Raw genomic sequence first — 17,282 nt, forward strand, 5'->3', positions numbered from 1 at the left:
ACTTATTCATACCCACGAGCGAAGCATTGCCACGCTGACTTTTACACCGCTTTCCCACAGCTTGCCAACAGGCTTTTGCACCACTTATCGACAGGCTTATCCACAGCCGCGCGCAAAGGGAACATTCAGGGACGCACTTGCGCGTCGGCATAAAACCGGTAGCCGGCATTGCGCGCGGTATTGATGGGCAAGGTCATGCCGGCGGCCTCCTCCTTGCGGCGCAGGCGGCTGATCTGGGTGTCCAGGCGGCGCTGGTCATAGCAGAGGAAATTCTCGCCCAGCGACTGGACGATCTGCTGGCGGCTGACGATACGCTCCGGTTCGGCCATCAGGACGTGCAGCACCGTCACATCCTGTTGCGACAGCCCAATGGCGTCGCCTCCGGGCGGCAGCAGGCGGCGCGGCCCCAGTTCCAGCACCCAGGCCGTGACGGGCGCCGCAATGGCAGCAGCGGCCGGTTCGCCCAGGCGCCGCGCCAGCGCGCTCAGGGTGGCCGCCAGTTCATCCAGGTCGGCGCTCTTGGGCAGGTAATAGCAAGCCGCAGGGGCGTCATGCCCCGCATGGTAAGCTCCTGCGCCATGAAAATCCTGCTCGCCATTGTCCTGTTGTTCACCACCCTGCAAGCGCTGGCCGGGGCGGCCGCGCCCGTATCGGCGCCACTGTTGCTGCCAGCCAGCGGTCAACCCGTGTCGACCAGCGGCCACATGCAGATGCTGCGCGACCCCTCCGGCCAGCTGGGTCCGCAGGCCGCACTGGCCGCGCCCGGCTGGCGCCCCCTGCCTGGCGCCGTCAGTGCCGGCTATACGCAGGATGCCATCTGGCTGCGCCTGGAGGTGACGCGCGCGGCGCAGTCGCCCGATGAATGGGTATTGCGCTTTAGCAACGCCGTGCTCGATGACGTGCGCCTGTATCGCCAGGACCAGGCCGGACACTGGCTGCGGCAAGAGGCGGGCGCCGACGTGATCCGCGACGCCTGGCCCATCGATGCGCGCCAGGTGGTGTTTCCCGTGCAGTTGCAACCCGGTCAGCCGCAGCGCTGGCTGGTACGCCTGCAGAGCAAGAAAGCCATGTCGACGGAGCTGACCTTGCTGCCCAGCGATGCCTTCGACAACGCCTCGCGCCGCGAATACCTGTATTACGGCTTGCAGTTCGGCAGTTATTTGCTGCTGATCCTGTTCCATATCTTTTTCTGGCGCATGACACGCGAAGCCCACAGCGGCTGGTACCTGCTGTATGTGTTGACGAATGCCACCACGGAAGCGCTGACGATCGCCATTCCCCAGCAAATCTTCGCCATGCCGAACGGCTTGTCCGACCCCATGCTGGGCGTATCGATGGCCATGTCGATTGCCATCGGCGCGCGTTTTTCCACCTTGCAGCTGGAGCTGCCCGCCCTGTATCCCCGTTTCAGCCGTGCCGTGGTGGGCATCACGGCCGCCGCCGCCCTGTTCGGGGCGCTGCTGGTGCTGGGCGGCGACTATGCTGCAGGCGTGCTGGTGGTGCAAATGACGGCCTTGCCGCTGATCGTGCTGTTCATCGGCCTGGCCAGCTGGCTGGCGCTGCGCGGCCATCGCCCGGCGCATGCCTTTCTGTTCATTTTCGGCATCTTCTACGCCGGTGTCATCATCAGCTTCCTGCGCAACATGGCCGTGGTGCCGCCGAATTTCTGGACCAACCATGCCGCCACCCTGGGCGCCTTTGTCCACATGATGCTGATGAGCCTGCGCCTCAACCGCCGCTACGCGGAATTGCGCCGCGCCAAGGACAGGGCACAGGCCGAAGCCGTGCGTGCCGTGCGCGCCCTGAATGAACGGCTGGAAGAGCAGGTGGCGCGGCGCACGCTGGCGCTGCAACAGGAAATCGGCCGGCGCGCCGCACTCGAAGGCGAATTGCGTGCCGCCCTGGAAGTGGAAACCCGCACGCGCGAAGAACAGCAGGATTTCGTTGCCATGGTGTCGCATGAATTCCACACGCCGCTGGCCATCATCAACACCACGGCCCAGCAGATTGCCCGCAACACGGAGGCGCCACGGGAAAAAACCCTGCAGCGCTGCCAGAACCTGCGCGAAGCGAGCGGCCGCATGACGGCACTGGTGGATGAATACCTGAGCGCAGACCGCATGGAAACAAGCGCGGCGACATTCCGTCCCCAGCCATGCGACTTGCGCGCCCTGCTGCACGCCCTGCTGGCCGAATGGCCCGACGGCCGCATCGATGCCAGCGTACAGGCGCTGCCCGACAGCGTCGTGGCCGATGCCAGCCTGCTGCGCGTGGCCCTGCGCAACCTGCTCAGCAATGCTGACCGGCATGCGCCGCAGACCCAGGCGATTCGCGTGCAAGCCGCCACACTCGATGACGGCGGCGTGCAAATCGTCGTCAGCAATGCGGGCGAGCCCCTGCCTGCCGATGAAATCCCGCGCCTGTTCCAGAAATACTTCCGCGGCCGCATCGCCCAGCACAAGGCTGGTGCAGGATTGGGCCTGTACCTGGTACAGCGCATCGCCGAATTGCACGGCGGCCAGGTCACCCTCGACAGCGCCGGCAACAACGGCACCATCAGCTTCGCCCTGCGCCTGCCCGCCTGACTGCCCCGGCATTCCCGACTGAATCAGTCGGGAATTACTCAGATTTGCCCAACGTCACATTCTTCCCTTCTGCTGCGCCTGCAAAACCTGGACCAGCGCAACGCCGTGTATCCCGGTGCCGGGCCAGATGTGAACTGGGCGGGCAGCAGTGGAATACCCGTGCCTATGTCGCCAGGCCTGCCCTGATCGATGGCAGCACTTGCACACATGCTATCCACCGCCTATTCACGCGCTTTTCCACAGGCTTACCCACAGCAACCAAAGGCAAGCCGGTGGCAAAAAAACAGTTATCCCCACTTGTACCCAGGCTATCCAGCGCTTATCCGCAGCCTTACGCACAGACTTATCCACAATGCAGGGATAAGCGCCGCGACAATGCTGGCGGCGAGCGGCAATCGAAGGAAAAGGGAGCGACAGGCGCATGCCAGGCAGCAGGAAGAAACTTGCCAACAGCTTATGCACGGGCTTGCACACAGACTTATCCGCTACTTGTGCGGCGGCTTACCCACATAGTTATCCACAAATAAAAAAGGCAGGTCGCGAGACCTGCCTGTGTGCAAAACGGCACGTTGCGCTTACTTCTTGATTTTCACGGGGCGCGTCCAGCCGTCGATGGTCACTTGCCGTGCGCGCGAGACCGTCAGCTTGCCGGCCGGCGCATCTTTCGACAAGGTCGTGCCGGCGCCCAGAGTGGCGCCCTTGCCGACGGTGACGGGCGCGATCAGCTGGCTGTCGCTGCCGATAAAGGCGTCGTCTTCAATCACCGTGCGGAACTTGTTCACGCCATCGTAGTTGCAGGTAATCGTGCCGGCGCCGATGTTGACCTTCGAGCCGATGGTGGCGTCGCCGATATAGGCCAGGTGGTTGGCCTTGCTGTGCGCGGCGATCTGGCTGTTTTTCACTTCGACGAAGTTACCGATATGCACGTCTTCCGCCAGGACCGTGCCGGGGCGCAGGCGCGCGTAGGGGCCGATGATGGAGGCGGCGCCGACGACGGCGTCCTCGATATGGCAGAACGGCTTGATGTGCGCGCCAGCGGCCACCGTGGCGTTGATGATGACGTTGTTGGCGCCCACGCGCACGCCATCGCCCAGTTCGACTCTGCCTTCGAACACACAGCCGACGTCGATGGTGACATCGCGGCCGCAAATGAGTTCGCCGCGCACGTCGATGCGGGCCGGGTCCAGCAGGGTCACGCCACGCTCGAGCAGCGCTTGCGCGATATTGTTCTGGTGGATGCGTTCCAGCTGCGCCAGTTGCACCTTGCTGTTGACGCCCGCCACTTCCCACACGGCAGCCGGGTGGGCCGAGGTGACGGCCACGCCATCGGCGACGGCTTGCGCGACGATATCGGTCAGATAGTATTCCCCCTGCGCATTGTCGTTCGACAAGGCCGACAACCATTGTTTGAGCTGCACGGTGGGCGCGACCATGATGCCACTGTTGATCTCCTTGATGGCGCGCTCTTCTGGCGTGGCATCCTTTTCCTCGACGATGCGCACGATGGCGCCGTGCTCGCGCACGATGCGGCCCAGGCCGAAGGGATCGTCCTGTTCCACGGTCAAGATGGCCAGCTTGTCCTTGCCGGCGGCCTGCACCAGTTGCTGCAGGGAGGCGGCGCTGGTCAGCGGCACGTCGCCGTACAGGATCAGGGTCGGTACGCTGTCATCGAGCAAGGACACGGCTTGCTGCACCGCATGGCCGGTGCCCAACTGCTGCGTTTGCTCGGCAGCGTCGATCGCCAGGGCATGGCTGGTCTTGTAGCCGTCGAGCAACTTCAGCACGGCGGCGCCCCCATGCCCGTAAATCACGCATAATCGGGACGGCGCCAGGCCGCGCGCCGTGTCGATGACGTGCGACAACAGCGGCTTGCCAGCCAACGGGTGCAATACCTTGGGCAATGCCGACTGCATGCGTTTGCCCATACCGGCAGCGAGAATGACAACGTTCATAGACCGTCTTTTATAAGTTAAGAATATGAAAAAGTTTAACACGCAGGCCCCCACTTCCACGCCCTTCAAGCGGTTTACTTATGCCGTGCTGGCCCTCATGCTCGTCGTCATGGCCGGCTGCAGCGGCTTGCGCCTGGCCTACAACAATGGCGATACCGTGCTGTACTGGTGGCTGAATGCGTATGTCGACCTGGACCGCGACCAGAAGGGCTGGGTGCGCGACGACATTGACAAGCTGTTCGACTGGCACCGCAAGACGCAATTGAAGGATTACGTGGACATCCTGCGCACGGGCCAGAAGCAGCTGCAAGGCAATATCACGCAAGCAGACCTGATGGCCGACTACGGCGAGATCAAGCAGCGCACCCAGGCGTTGCTGCTGAAGGCGGCGCCCGAACTGGCCGACCTGGCGCGCTCGCTCAAGCCCGAGCAGATCGCACAGATGGAAAAGAAGTTCAAGTCCAACAATGACGATTACCGCAAGAAATACCTGAGCGGCGACCAGGAGAAGCGCCAGAAACTGCGCTACAAGAAAGCCATGGAGCAATTCGAACTGTGGTTCGGCAGCTTCAGCAGCGAGCAGGAAGCGATCATCCGCAAGGCGTCCGACGCGCGTCCGCTGAACAATGAGATCTGGCTCGACGAACGCATGCGGCGCCAGCAGAACGTATTGAACCTGGTCAAGAAAGTCCACCAGGAAAAGCTCGGCAAGGAAGCGGCCGCGACCTTGATCACGACGCTGATCAAGGACAGTTTCGAGCGCCTGGAACATTCCGAGCGCAAGGCCTTCTTCGATGCCTACGAAAGCAGCACGGCGCAGATGGTCTTGACGGTGATCAAGATCGCCACGCCGGCGCAAAAAGCCCACGCCGTCAAGCGCATGCAGGGCTGGATCGACGATTTCAATTCCCTGGCCACACAAGCCAAATAGACAGGCAGCGCCAGCAGGGGAGGTGGGGCCATATGCTATAGTGGCCGCCACCGAATTGAAGAAATACCCATGCAAAAGAAAATTAAGAAACCCGCCAAAGTCCCCGTCCACCACGCGCCGCCACCGAACCAGGTGCGCATCATCGGCGGCCAGTGGAAGCGTTCCGTGCTGCCTGTTTTACAGGCACTGGGACTGCGCCCGACACCAGACCGCGTACGTGAAACCGTATTCAACTGGATCAACCACTTGCGCGACGGCGACTGGGCCAACGCCCAGGTGCTGGACCTGTTCGCCGGCAGCGGCGCACTGGGCTTCGAGGCGGCCAGCCGCGGCGCGGCGTCCGTCACCATGGTCGACACGCATACGCCCGTGATCCGCCAACTGGAAGAAAACAAGGTGAAATTGCGCGCCGAGAATGTGCAACTGCTGCGCGGCGACGCCCTGCTGACGGCGCAAGGCCTGGCATCGCGCGGCCAGCGTTTCGACCTGATCTTCCTCGACCCGCCTTACCAGCAGGATTTCCTGGCCAAAGTGCTGCCCTTGTGCGCCAACCTGCTCAAGGAAGGCGGCATGGTCTACGCGGAATCGGGCTTGCCGCTGGTCTTCGATGAAGCCAGCGAACTGGACAAACCCGAGTGGATGGCGCCGTGGGAAGTCATCCGTGCCGACAAGGCGGGCACCGTTTATTATCATTTGCTAACTTACAACAAAGTGCCGGCAACTGCCTGAATCTGCCTATAAATGAGGCAAAAAGGCTCCCTGGCCCGAGGCGCAGCACCAATTTCAGGCATAATGCGCGTCTATATTGGTGCATCATCAGGGAGCCGCAATGGTTGTAGCCGTTTATCCAGGAACATTCGATCCGCTCACGCGCGGTCATGAAGATTTGGTGCGCCGTGCATCGGGTCTGTTTGACAAGCTGATCGTCGGTGTGGCCGACAGCAAGAACAAGCAACCGTTTTTCTCGCTCGACGAACGCCTGGAAATCGCCAACGAAGTCCTCGGTCACTATCCGAATGTGCAAGTGGAAAGCTTTTCCGGACTGCTCAAGGATTTCGTGCGCAAGCATGAAGCGCGGGTCATCGTGCGCGGCTTGCGCGCCGTCTCCGACTTCGAATACGAATTCCAGATGGCGGGCATGAACCGCTACCTGCTGCCCGATGTCGAAACCATGTTCCTGACACCGTCCGACCAGTACCAGTTCATTTCGGGCACCATCGTGCGCGAAATCGCGGCACTGGGCGGCGACGTCTCCAAGTTTGTCTTCCCCTCGGTGAACCGCTGGCTGCAAAACAAGATTGCTGCCAACGCTGCATCATCGCAATAAGTAAGAGTGAAATCATGGCATTACTGATCACCGACGAATGCATCAATTGCGATATTTGCGAGCCCGAGTGCCCGAATGACGCGATCTACATGGGCGCGGAAATCTACGAAATCGATCCCAACAAGTGCACCGAATGCGTGGGCCACTTTGACGAGCCGCAATGCCAGCAAGTGTGCCCCGTCAGCTGCATCCCCTTCAATCCCGCCTGGCGCGAAACGCCGGAACAGCTGATGGCCAAGTACGAACGCCTGCAGGCCGAGCTGCCTGCCGCAAAAACCTAAGCTTTTCCCTCCCGCCGCCGCTCCGCGCGGCCCTCTTTTACCAACTGTTCTACACTGTGTGCTCAGTTATCCACAGCCCATGGTTTCCACGGAGGTAGAAGATGCAAATCAGCACATCCCGCTTGGGCCGCTCCCTGGCTTGTGCCTGCCTGTGCGCTGCCCTGGCACAAGCAGCGCTGGCCATCGAGGTGGGCGGCGTCAAACTGGACGAGACCGTGCAGCTGGCCAGCCGCGAGTTGAAACTCAACGGCGCTGGCGTGCGCTACAAGGTCATCTTCAAGGTCTACACGATTGCGCTGTACCTGCCGGAAAAGAAAACCCAGCTGACCGACATCCTGGCCCTGCCGGGGCCGCGCCGTCTGGAAATCGTCATGCTGCGCGACATCACTTCCGACGAGCTGGGTCACGCCTTCATGCAGGGCTTGAAGCGCAGCTCCGACCAGGCCGACCGCACGCGCCTGCTGAGCCAAACGATGCAGTTCGGCGCCATGTTCGCCATGGTGCCCGGCCTGAAAAAAGGCGACATCCTGACGGTGGACTGGCTGCCGGAAGAGGGAACGTTGTGCAAGCTGAACGGCAAGCAGGTGGGCGACACGGTACCGGACCTGGCTTTTTATAATGCGCTGCTGAAGATCTGGATCGGCGCCCATCCGGCCGACAGCTTGCTGCGCGCGCATTTGCTGGGCGATATGGCCTAAAGCGGCCTGAAGCAAAACGCGGGCGTAAAAAAAGCCGGCGCAGGCCGGCTTGTCATACTGCAACAATTTAGCGCTCAGGCGCGCGTCGACAGGGCGCGCAATTCAGTGGCATTGCTGGGCGACACGCCATCCATCGTGCCCAGGGTGCGTTGCAAGGCTTGCGCTTCGCGCATCTGCTGGCGCGCCAGGCGCTCTTCGCGGCTCAGCTTGGGACGCACCACCAGCACCATGGCGCGGGCGATGCCCACCAGCAAAGGCTTGAACAGCAGGGCGAACGCGCCCACGGCGACGATCACCAGCACGAGTTGCAGGGCGTTCAGCAGGGAAATCTCCAGCACGGGTGCGGATACTGCGTACAGGGCGGCGGCGAAGGTAGACATACTGTTCCAGTGCATTATAGAATTTGCCAGTACTATAGTGCAGTGCAACATATAAATCTAATTCCATTTCTTGATACCAATTATATGAATCGTGAATGGAAAACGGTAATATTTTTTGACGAGTGAAAATATTCGCGCGCGGCGCGGTTTACACTCTCAAGTAATCAATTCAACTTTTATCTTGGGCTTTCCATGAGTTTTCTGACGCTGGATCTGAACTTGCTGCGTGTTTTCGACGCCGTCATGACGGAACAAAACCTGACGCGCGCAGCCGGCCACCTGGCGATGACGCAGCCGGCGGTATCGAACGCCATCAAACGCCTGCGCGAGAGCCTCGGTGACGAATTGCTGATCCGCACCGCATATGGCGTCAAACCCACGCCCCGCGCCGAAGCGCTGTGGCCATCCGTGCGCTCGGCCCTGGCCAGCCTGGAAGCGGCCGTCACGCCGGAAACCTTCGACGTGTCGAAGACCCACGCCACTTTCCGCATGGCCATGGCCGATGCGACGGCCGCCTTCTGGCTGCCCTCGCTGATGCGCTCGATCGAACGGGAAGCACCGGGCGTCAACGTGCGCATGATGCCACTGACCACGCGCGAACCGCGTCCCATGTTGCTGCGCGGCGATATCGACCTGGCTGTGGGCTTCTTTCCCGGCGTGGCGGCGCAACTGTCGAGCGAAACGGGTTCGCCCATCCGCCACGAGCGCTTGTATTCCGGCAAGTATGTGTGCGTGATGCGGCGCGGCCATCCGCTGGCCGACAAGGAATTAACCTTGGATAACTATTGCGCGGCGAACCATTTATTGGTGAGCTTTTCCGGCCGCGCGCATGGCTTGATCGACGAAGCGCTGTCGCAGATCCACCGCGAACGGCGCATCTTGCTGACGGTCAACCAGTTCTTCACGGCAGGCAGAGTCGTCGCCAATTCCGACCTGATCACCGTCTTGCCGCGCCATTTGATCGCCTCAACGGGCATGACGGAGTCCTTGCTGTACAAGGATTTGCCATTGACCCTGCCAGCGGTCCACCTGGACATGCTGTGGCACGAGCGCGATGCGCGCAGCCCCGCCCACAAATGGCTGCGTAATCATCTGGAAAGCATGAACACGCCCACTTTACGCACGGCCACGGCGGCCGGCGGCGGCGTGGCACCCAAGCCCCATATCGAGTGAAAAAATTAACGGCACGAACGTCTGAGAAAATCGTAGCGAACGGAAGTAAGTTGTGGCCGAGAAGCGGAACTGTGCTCTAGCACAGTGAGCATCGCAGGCCGCAAATTACGACGCGCAGTAGATTTAATCAGATGTTCTTCATGCGTGGCTGCTGGAGCGGTAACCAATCCTGAAACCGCCCCAGTGCTTGCCATCGACGTGGATCGGCACGGATAAATCGTGCATGACTTCGCCCGTGTCGCGTTTATAGGTCTGCAGCAGGAAAGGCTTGGTATTGCTGCCGCAGCGCTTGCCCGTGCGGTCGCTGAAGATGCGCTTGGTGCGGTTATTCACCATATCGGTGGCGTAATCGCCCGTCAGCGGCTGGGAAAACTTCTTGTTGTGCGTCGGAAAGTATCCATTGTTGTCGACGGCGCCCGCATACGCCAGATGGGGCAATGCCGCCAGCACGCCTTCCTGCAGCTCCGGCAAGACCTTGTCCGTAAACGCGTCGAACTTCGTGTTGTGCTTGGGCGGATTGGTGTTCGGGATGGGCCGGTAGTGGCGATCGAACAGGGCTTCGCGCGTGATGCGCCCCGACGCGATCGCTTGCTCGAACAGTTTGCCCACCTCGCGCGCGGCGCGCTGGGCCGTCTCGCGGATTTCATCGTGCGGCGTGGCCACACTCGATTCGCCCAAAGCGCCGGCGATCGCCTCGGCCCGCTCTGCCAGGGCCATGGCCGACTGCGTGGCACGCGGCAATGCGACATTCGTCGACAGCATGCTGTCGCGGATTTGCTCGATGGCGTCGGCGATCAGCTGCGTCGTCTCGACGTGTTCGCGCGAGGCGCGGGCGATTTGCCCGATCGCGTCCTCGGACTCGCCCGATGACTGTTCGATATGGCTGAGCGAGGCATGCACGCTTTCCACATTGCGCGCCGCTTCCGTCACGCCCTCCGCCAGCGAACTCATGCCACGCGCAGCTTTTTCCGACTGTTCATTGATTTCGCGCACCATCACGCTGATTTCATCGGAGGCTTCCTTGGTGCGCTGCGCCAATTGCCGCACTTCCCCCGCCACCACGGCAAAACCACGCCCGTGCTCGCCGGCACGCGCCGCCTCGATGGCGGCGTTCAGCGCCAGCAAGTTGGTGCGCGCGGAAATATCGGAAATGGCTTCCGTAAAGCCCGTGATGCGTTTGGATTTGTCCTGCAAGCTCAGCATGGTGCTGGAGGCGCCTTGCGCTTCCTCGCGGGCCTTGTTGATGCGGTGCAGCCCCTGATCGACTTCGGCACGCGCCGCCACGCTTTCCACGCGCACGCCGGCGGCGACCTTGGCGGCCCGTTCCGCGTTGGCGGCGATCTTTTCCGTCATCACGGCATTTTGTGCGGAACTGTCGGCGATGTCGCTGGCCGTGCGCACATCGAGTTCCACCTTCTGTTTGACGGAATCGACAAAATACGAGGTTTCCGCCGCGCCGATCATGATGGCGTCGATGGCGTTGCCCACCGTGTCGGCGAACTGGTGCAAGCCCGGCTCGCCGCGCGGACGTCCGGCGAACGCCAGCAGCGCCGCGCCGATGGCGGCAGCCACGCAGGCTATCAGATATGGATGGTCGCCGCCCGACAGCAGCAGCAGATAGGCCAGGCAACAGGCGACGGCCATGGCCAGGATCGTGAATGCAAAGAAACGCACCAGCTGATGCTGCAACTGCTTCATTTGTCCCCCGCTGCGCGAACCCGTCACGTCCCGCGAAAGGGACGTGCTGTAACCGTATGCGGGTGGGCACGATTGCCCACCTTGCACCCTGAACATCACGTCTGCGCGGCGTTTCAGGCGGCTACTGGATAGCAGTGTGTAGTTCTACCCTACAACATTTGTTCCGATAGCTCAATCAGAAAAGTGGGGCGGCTACACCAAGGTCACTTAATTGGCAATTTGGTGGTGTTTTTGACCTCTTCCATGACGGCATAAGTGTGGGTTTCCCGCACACCTTTCTGCAACAGCGTCTTGCCCAGGAATTCGCGGTAGGCGGCCATGTCCTTGACGCGCGCCTTGACCAGGTAATCGAAACCGCCAGCGACCATATGACATTCCAGTACCTCTGGGATGATTTGTACGCTATGCTTGAAGGCGTCGAACACTTCCGGTGTCGTGCGATCGAGCACCACTTCGATGAACACCAGCAGCGAGACGTCGAGCAGCTGCGGGTTCAACTGGGCCGTATAGCCCATGATGTAACCGGATTCGTGCAATTTGCGCACGCGCTCCAGGCAGGCGGCCGGCGACAGGTTCACGCGCGCAGCCAGCTCCACATTGCTGATGCGTCCATCGCTCTGCAATTCCATCAAGATTTTCTTACTGATCTTGTCCAGCATTACCATCACCCCCAAATTAATATTATTTGGTTAAATTGTCGCATCAAAAACTATCTATTGCTAGCCCCCTGTATTACCAGAATTAATCCATAAGAATCCCCTTTACAATCGAATCATCTTAACGTCCGACTTTCTGTATTTTTTTGCACCAAAAAAGAGCAAGAATTACGTCAGTTTTCGTCCCCTTTTTCCTTGTAAAGAGCACTTATGCACCCTGCAGGCCCCTCGGCTTTTACCCCGATTCCTTTTGCTGCGTTCCAGGCAGAAATCCTGCCCGAAGCGACACCCCAACGCGCCGCCATCACCTCCGCCTATAGGCGCGATGAGGTTTCCGCCGTGCAGTGGCTGTTGCAACAAGTGCGCCCCAGCAGTACCGAAACGACGGCCGAAGGGCAAGCGCTGGCGCACCGCCTGGTCTCGAACGTGCGCCACAAACGCACACGCGCCTCCGGCGTCGATGCACTGATGCACGAATTCTCGCTGTCGTCGGAAGAGGGTGTTGCATTGATGTGTCTGGCTGAAGCGCTGTTGCGTATACCCGACAGTCAGACGGCCGATCGCCTGATCGCCGACAAAATCAGCAAGGGCGACTGGAAGAAGCACCTGGGGGAATCGCCGTCGCTGTTCGTCAACGCGGCCACCTGGGGCTTGCTGATTACCGGCAAACTGGTCAGTACCAGCAGCGAAACGGGCCTCGGCTCGGCCATGACCAAGCTCATCGCCAAAGGCGGCGAACCGCTGATCCGCAAAGGCGTCGACCTGGCCATGCGCATGCTGGGCAACCAGTTCGTGACAGGCCAGACCATCGAGGAAGCGCTGAAAAACAGCCGCGAGAATGAAACGCGCGGCTACCGCTACTCATACGACATGCTGGGCGAAGCGGCCCTGACGCAGCAGGACGCGGCCAACTACTATGCCTCATACGAAACGGCGATCCATGCCATCGGCAAGGCCTCGAACGGGCGCGGCATCCGCAACGGCCCCGGCATTTCCGTGAAACTGTCGGCCCTGCATGCGCGCTACAGCCGCGCCCAGCGCGCCCGCGTCATGGAAGAATTGCTGCCGAAGGTCAAAGCACTGCTGTTGCTGGCCAAACAGTACAACATCGGCTTCAACATCGATGCGGAAGAAACGGATCGCCTGGAACTGTCGCTCGACCTGATGGAAGCGCTTGCCTTTGATACAGATTTGGCCGGTTTCGACGGCATCGGCTACGTGGTGCAGGCGTATCAAAAACGCTGCCCCTTCGCCATCGATTTCCTGGTCGACCTGGCGCAGCGCAGCGGCCGCAAGTTCATGGTGCGCCTGGTCAAGGGCGCGTATTGGGATGCGGAAGTCAAACGCGCGCAAGTCGATGGCCAGGAAGGCTATCCCGTCTACACACGCAAGGTCTACACGGACGTCTCTTACCTCGTGTGTGCGCAAAAACTGCTGGCCGCCAGCAGCCTGATCTATCCACAATTTGCCACGCACAACGCGCAAACCCTGGCGACCATCTATACCTGGGCGAAGCGCGACGGTATTAGCGACTACGAATTCCAGTGCCTGCACGGCATGGGCGAAACCCTGTACGACCAGGTCGTCGGCCCCGACAATCTCGACAAGCCGTGCCGCATCTACGCGCCCGTCGGCTCGCATGAAACCCTGCTGGCCTATCTGGTGCGCCGCCTGCTGGAAAACGGCGCCAACTCGTCGTTCGTCAACCAGATCGTCGATGAAAGCGTGGCCATCGATAGCCTGATCCGCGATCCCCTGGAACAGGCGCGCCTGCAGGGCGGCTTGCCGCACCCGTCGATTCCACTGCCACTGGACATGTTTGGCAGCGAACGCAGGAACTCGGCCGGCCTGGACCTGTCGAATGAAGACACCTTGCGCACCCTGGCCACCGGCCTGGCGCAGCAGCAGACCTGGCAGGCAGCGCCGCTGATCGATGGCGCGGTCAGCCTGAATGGCCCTACGCACATGCTGCACAATCCGGCCCAGCACGACGATGTCGTGGGCAAGGTCATGGAAGCCGGTCCGGCCGACGTGGAAACGGCCCTGGCCAGTGCCAGTGCGTATGCCATCGACTGGCAAACCACGGAGCCTTCGGTCCGCGCGCAAGCGCTACAACGCGCGGCCGACCTGTTCGAAGAACACCATATCGAGCTGATGGCCCTGGCCGTGCGCGAAGCGGGCAAGTCCTTGCCAAACGCGATCGCGGAAATCCGCGAAGCCGTCGACTTCCTGCGCTACTACGCGGCGCAGGTGGAACACGCGCCGAACACCCTGGCGCTCGGCCCCGTTACCTGCATCAGCCCGTGGAATTTCCCGCTGGCCATCTTTACGGGCCAACTGGCCGCCGCCCTGGCCGCCGGCAACGTGGTGCTGGCCAAGCCGGCCGAGCAAACGCCGCTGATCGCCCACCGCGCCGTGCAATTGCTGCATGCGGCGGGCGTGCCGCGCGGTGCGCTGCAATTTTTGCCCGGCAGCGGCGACATCGTTGGCGCCGGCCTGTGCAATGACGTGCGCGTGAAAGGCGTGATTTTCACGGGCTCGACGGAAGTGGCGCAATTGATCAACCGCAACCTGGCCGCACGCGCCGTGGCCGAAGGCATCGATATTCCCCTGATCGCCGAAACGGGTGGGCAAAATGCCCTGATCGTCGATTCGTCCGCCTTGCCGGAGCAAGTAGTGCAAGACGTGATGTCGTCCGCTTTCGATAGCGCCGGCCAGCGCTGCTCGGCCTTGCGCGTGCTGTTCCTGCAAGCGGAAATTGCCGACAAGACCATCCACATGCTGAAGGGCGCCATGCAGGAATTGCGCGTTGGCAATCCTGACCGCCTGGCCACCGATATCGGTCCCGTCATCGATGCGGAAGCGCAAAGCAATCTGCTGGCACACATCAACAAGATGAAAACCGTGGCCATCGACCATTATTCGCTCGATTTGCCGACCGTCAAAGGCACGTTCGTCGCCCCGACCGTGCTGGAAATCAAGTCGCTGGCGCAATTGACGCAGGAAGTCTTCGGTCCCGTGCTGCACGTGATCCGCTACAAGCGGGCCGAACTGCCGCAACTGGTGCAATCGATCAACGACAGCGGTTACGGCTTGACCCTGGGCATCCATACGCGCATCGATGAAACCATAGCTTTCATCACCAAACGCGCGCACGTGGGCAATATTTATGTGAACCGCAACATCGTCGGCGCCGTCGTCGGCGTGCAGCCGTTCGGCGGCGAAGGCAAATCGGGGACCGGTCCGAAGGCGGGCGGCCCCTTGTACCTGAAACGCCTGCAGCGCAATGCACCGGCCGGTGCGCAGCACCAGCGCCAGGCGCCGCCAGCGCTCGATGCGCTGACCGTGTGGGCCAAGATGCATGGCCACGACCAGGTGCAGCAACTGGCGCAGGAATACGCGCGCACGACCTTGCTGGGCAGCAGCACCGTCTTGCCAGGCCCAACCGGTGAACGCAATACCCTGAGCTTTGCGGCACGCGGCACGATTCTGTGCGCGGCGGCCACCTCCGGCACCTTGATGAACCAGCTGGCGGCAGTCCTGGCCACCGGAAACCAGGCCCTGGTGCTGGCACAATCGCCGGAGTTGATCCCGGGCGACTTGCCGGCGGCGCTGAAGGACCGCATCCAGGTCGTCAGCAGCCTGGCGTCGGTCCAGCATGATTTCCAGATCGCCATGATCGAGGCTAGCCTCGATGGCCAGCTCAAACCGCTGCTGGCGGCACGGGAAGGGGCCCTGGTGGGCACCATCGCCACCACGCAGGAGGGTGTCATCCCCCTATGGCGCCTGGTCGCTGAGCGGGCGCTGTGCGTGAATACGACGGCAGCCGGTGGTAACGCGAGTTTAATGATGCTCAGCGTTTAAAATGTAAGCAGGCAGTGAATGTAAAAGGGCAGAACCAGTGGTTCTGCCTTTTTTTTATGCACGCGTGATGAAAAATCAGCCAGCCAGACGCTGGCATAGCTGTTGGATCACCGTAAACGCATACGGCGAGGCGACGGTTTGCACGAAACGCATGAAGTCGACGGCGGCCTTTTCGTTGGCGTTGTCGGAAATGGTGCGCATGACCGTAAACGGCACGCCCAGTTCAAAACAGACTTGCGCCACGGCGGCACCTTCCATTTCGACGGCCAGCAGGTCGGGGATATCCACTTTGAGCTGGTGCAGATGCGCGGCGCTGCTGATGAACTGGTCGCCGCTGGCGATCAGGCCCCGGTGCACTTGCGCGTGCTGCAAGCCAAATGCCACGATATCGGCCGCCTTGAGCACGCTGGAAACATCGTCACGCAGGAAATCTTCGGCGGCAGCTGCCAGTTGCGTGCTCAGTTCCAGGTCCGTGGCAAAACGCTGCAAGCCCGTCAGCGGTACTTCGAAGCGGGGAAACAGGGGGCGGGCATCCATATCGTGCTGCAGCAATGCTTCCGCCACCACGATATCGCCAACTTTGACGTGTTTATCCCCACTACCGGCCACGCCGGTGAAGACGATGTGGGTAACTCCATACTTTTCCACAAGGATAGAAGCTGTCATGGCAGCGGCAACCTTGCCCAGACGCGACAGGACGCACACAGCGTCGATATTCCACAAGGTCCCCAGGGTGTAGTCGCGCATGCCGTGCGAACGCCTCTGGGGGCCTTGCATGGCTTCTACCAGCCCCTGCTGTTCTTCGTGCAAGGCACTGATGATGCCTAAACGCATTTTTTTGTGTGATTTCATGCTGTTTTTACAGGTTTTTTGAATTGCCAGACGGTTTACATGGTGAAAACAGCTGTTTTGGCGACTTTTCCACCGTTCGCGTTTGTCTCTGTGTTTTAAATAAAGATGTATACATAAAAATAGTAGTGATAGTAAACGGCCATTTTTTTGTGGATAAGTCGGTATACCGTATAAAAATCATCTACTTGGCGCACAAAAAAGTAGGCGCACAAGCATTGTATCGAGCGAGGACTTGTTTGGGATAAAAATCGGGCTGTGGACAAAGATCGACTTTTCCCACATCTCATCCTGTGGATATGCAGGCACTTATCCACAGCAGCAAGCAAAAATCACGGGTTTTCTTGCTGTAGTGACATGTTTGATGTGCATCGTACGCTCAGATCCCTGTTTGGCAATCAAGCTTGAGCGACCACGGGTGCTGTTCTTGCGCGAACGCTGGCATCGAGGTGATTCCTGCAAGACGGTTTGGCAGTGGGTCGCGCTGTCGCCGTTGGCTTTTTTTGGGGATGCTTTTTGCATGCTTTTTGAAAATATCCCCGGACTTCCGCTTTTTTTATCGGTTTACAATAGATCTATATATAAAAATAGTAGTAATAGTAAACGCGGATTTTTCTGTGGATAAGTCGCTTTTTTTCAACAGGATCAATCGTTTACGCGCAAAATAAAGCGTGCATAATCGCTGTATCACGCGAGGAGCAAAATTGTATAAAATGCGGGCCTGCGTAAAAGTTCGTGTTTACTCACAAATCATCCTGTGGATATCAAGTGACTTATCCACAATCGTTGTAAATTTCCCTCTTTTTGACATTGAATGGCTTGCTGGCACTGTGCCTGGTCAGGTCTGTTGACGTTTCCATTTTGCAAAACGGTTTGGCAGTGCTGTGT

At 60.3% G+C, this 17,282-nt stretch carries 14 protein-coding genes; 8 read left to right on the forward strand and 6 right to left on the reverse strand.

Annotated features, from left to right (window positions below; all coding sequences use genetic code 11):
• Positions 1 to 125: 125 nt before the first annotated feature.
• Entirely contained in the window at positions 126 to 623 is a 498-nt protein-coding gene (locus FJQ89_RS18555; protein ID WP_243136123.1) for a winged helix-turn-helix domain-containing protein, read from the reverse strand.
• Between FJQ89_RS18555 and FJQ89_RS18560 the strand changes: the two genes are divergently transcribed.
• Complete coding sequence (locus FJQ89_RS18560; protein WP_168208482.1) at positions 579 to 2,585, forward strand: sensor histidine kinase; 2,007 nt, start codon at positions 579 to 581, stop codon at positions 2,583 to 2,585. The two genes, FJQ89_RS18555 and FJQ89_RS18560, sit on opposite strands and share 45 nt — an antisense overlap.
• 575 nt (positions 2,586 to 3,160) lie before the next feature.
• Here FJQ89_RS18560 and glmU read toward each other — a convergent pair.
• The gene (glmU, locus tag FJQ89_RS18565) at positions 3,161 to 4,537 is read right to left on the reverse strand and encodes a bifunctional UDP-N-acetylglucosamine diphosphorylase/glucosamine-1-phosphate N-acetyltransferase GlmU (RefSeq protein ID WP_141171243.1); all 1,377 of its coding nucleotides are present in this window, start codon (positions 4,535 to 4,537) and stop codon (positions 3,161 to 3,163) included.
• A 25-nt stretch (positions 4,538 to 4,562) separates the two neighbouring features.
• Between glmU and FJQ89_RS18570 the strand changes: the two genes are divergently transcribed.
• The 5 genes from FJQ89_RS18570 to FJQ89_RS18590 all read left to right on the forward strand — a co-directional run bounded on the left by FJQ89_RS18570 (position 4,563) and on the right by FJQ89_RS18590 (position 7,774).
• On the forward strand, positions 4,563 to 5,468 hold the full coding sequence (locus tag FJQ89_RS18570) for a DUF6279 family lipoprotein (RefSeq protein WP_205704509.1): 906 nt from the start codon (positions 4,563 to 4,565) through the stop codon (positions 5,466 to 5,468).
• 69 nt (positions 5,469 to 5,537) lie between these two features.
• Entirely contained in the window at positions 5,538 to 6,197 is a 660-nt protein-coding gene (rsmD, locus tag FJQ89_RS18575; RefSeq protein WP_141171244.1) for a 16S rRNA (guanine(966)-N(2))-methyltransferase RsmD, read from the forward strand.
• Positions 6,198 to 6,297: 100 nt separating this feature from the next.
• Positions 6,298 to 6,795: a pantetheine-phosphate adenylyltransferase gene (gene coaD, locus FJQ89_RS18580; protein ID WP_034752633.1), complete on the forward strand. Its 498-nt coding sequence runs from the start codon at positions 6,298 to 6,300 to the stop codon at positions 6,793 to 6,795.
• Positions 6,796 to 6,809: 14 nt separating this feature from the next.
• Positions 6,810 to 7,076, forward strand: coding sequence for a YfhL family 4Fe-4S dicluster ferredoxin (locus FJQ89_RS18585; RefSeq protein ID WP_141171245.1), 267 nt, complete (start codon positions 6,810 to 6,812; stop codon positions 7,074 to 7,076).
• Positions 7,077 to 7,177: 101 nt separating this feature from the next.
• Complete coding sequence (locus FJQ89_RS18590) at positions 7,178 to 7,774, forward strand: chalcone isomerase family protein (protein WP_141171246.1); 597 nt, start codon at positions 7,178 to 7,180, stop codon at positions 7,772 to 7,774.
• A gap of 74 nt (positions 7,775 to 7,848) precedes the next feature.
• On the opposite strand, the gene FJQ89_RS18595 is transcribed toward FJQ89_RS18590, so the two are convergent.
• The gene (locus FJQ89_RS18595; RefSeq protein WP_141171247.1) at positions 7,849 to 8,154 is read right to left on the reverse strand and encodes a hypothetical protein; all 306 of its coding nucleotides are present in this window, start codon (positions 8,152 to 8,154) and stop codon (positions 7,849 to 7,851) included.
• 192 nt (positions 8,155 to 8,346) lie between these two features.
• On the opposite strand from FJQ89_RS18595, the gene FJQ89_RS18600 reads away from it, so the two are divergent.
• The gene (locus FJQ89_RS18600) at positions 8,347 to 9,327 is read left to right on the forward strand and encodes a LysR family transcriptional regulator (protein ID WP_034752642.1); all 981 of its coding nucleotides are present in this window, start codon (positions 8,347 to 8,349) and stop codon (positions 9,325 to 9,327) included.
• 138 nt (positions 9,328 to 9,465) lie between these two features.
• Here the strand turns inward: FJQ89_RS18600 and FJQ89_RS18605 are convergent, their stop codons facing one another.
• Positions 9,466 to 11,025, reverse strand: a complete 1,560-nt coding sequence (locus FJQ89_RS18605; protein WP_141171248.1) for a methyl-accepting chemotaxis protein — start codon at positions 11,023 to 11,025, stop codon at positions 9,466 to 9,468.
• A 203-nt stretch (positions 11,026 to 11,228) separates the two neighbouring features.
• Positions 11,229 to 11,684: an Lrp/AsnC ligand binding domain-containing protein gene (locus FJQ89_RS18610; protein WP_010393827.1), complete on the reverse strand. Its 456-nt coding sequence runs from the start codon at positions 11,682 to 11,684 to the stop codon at positions 11,229 to 11,231.
• Between the two features lie 207 nt (positions 11,685 to 11,891).
• Between FJQ89_RS18610 and putA the strand changes: the two genes are divergently transcribed.
• Complete coding sequence (gene putA, locus FJQ89_RS18615; RefSeq protein ID WP_141171249.1) at positions 11,892 to 15,545, forward strand: trifunctional transcriptional regulator/proline dehydrogenase/L-glutamate gamma-semialdehyde dehydrogenase; 3,654 nt, start codon at positions 11,892 to 11,894, stop codon at positions 15,543 to 15,545.
• 75 nt (positions 15,546 to 15,620) lie between these two features.
• On the opposite strand, the gene FJQ89_RS18620 is transcribed toward putA, so the two are convergent.
• Positions 15,621 to 16,397, reverse strand: a complete 777-nt coding sequence (locus tag FJQ89_RS18620) for a 5'-methylthioadenosine/adenosylhomocysteine nucleosidase (RefSeq protein ID WP_141171250.1) — start codon at positions 16,395 to 16,397, stop codon at positions 15,621 to 15,623.
• Positions 16,398 to 17,282: the final 885 nt, after the last annotated feature.

The organism is Janthinobacterium tructae (genome assembly GCF_006517255.1).
GTDB lineage: Bacteria > Pseudomonadota > Gammaproteobacteria > Burkholderiales > Burkholderiaceae_D > Janthinobacterium > Janthinobacterium tructae.

Bases quoted from the DNA above. Each gene is read 5' to 3' on its own strand.
- FJQ89_RS18560 (WP_168208482.1), top strand. From the start codon at position 579: ATGAAAATCCTGCTCGCCATTGTCCTGTTGTTCACCACCCTGCAAGCG.
- glmU (WP_141171243.1), bottom strand. From the start codon at position 4,537: ATGAACGTTGTCATTCTCGCTGCCGGTATGGGCAAACGCATGCAGTCG.
- FJQ89_RS18570 (WP_205704509.1), top strand. From the start codon at position 4,563: ATGAAAAAGTTTAACACGCAGGCCCCCACTTCCACGCCCTTCAAGCGG.
- rsmD (WP_141171244.1), top strand. From the start codon at position 5,538: ATGCAAAAGAAAATTAAGAAACCCGCCAAAGTCCCCGTCCACCACGCG.
- coaD (WP_034752633.1), top strand. From the start codon at position 6,298: ATGGTTGTAGCCGTTTATCCAGGAACATTCGATCCGCTCACGCGCGGT.
- FJQ89_RS18585 (WP_141171245.1), top strand. From the start codon at position 6,810: ATGGCATTACTGATCACCGACGAATGCATCAATTGCGATATTTGCGAG.
- FJQ89_RS18590 (WP_141171246.1), top strand. From the start codon at position 7,178: ATGCAAATCAGCACATCCCGCTTGGGCCGCTCCCTGGCTTGTGCCTGC.
- FJQ89_RS18595 (WP_141171247.1), bottom strand. From the start codon at position 8,154: ATGTCTACCTTCGCCGCCGCCCTGTACGCAGTATCCGCACCCGTGCTG.
- FJQ89_RS18600 (WP_034752642.1), top strand. From the start codon at position 8,347: ATGAGTTTTCTGACGCTGGATCTGAACTTGCTGCGTGTTTTCGACGCC.
- FJQ89_RS18605 (WP_141171248.1), bottom strand. From the start codon at position 11,025: ATGAAGCAGTTGCAGCATCAGCTGGTGCGTTTCTTTGCATTCACGATC.
- FJQ89_RS18610 (WP_010393827.1), bottom strand. From the start codon at position 11,684: ATGCTGGACAAGATCAGTAAGAAAATCTTGATGGAATTGCAGAGCGAT.
- putA (WP_141171249.1), top strand. From the start codon at position 11,892: ATGCACCCTGCAGGCCCCTCGGCTTTTACCCCGATTCCTTTTGCTGCG.
- FJQ89_RS18620 (WP_141171250.1), bottom strand. From the start codon at position 16,397: ATGAAATCACACAAAAAAATGCGTTTAGGCATCATCAGTGCCTTGCAC.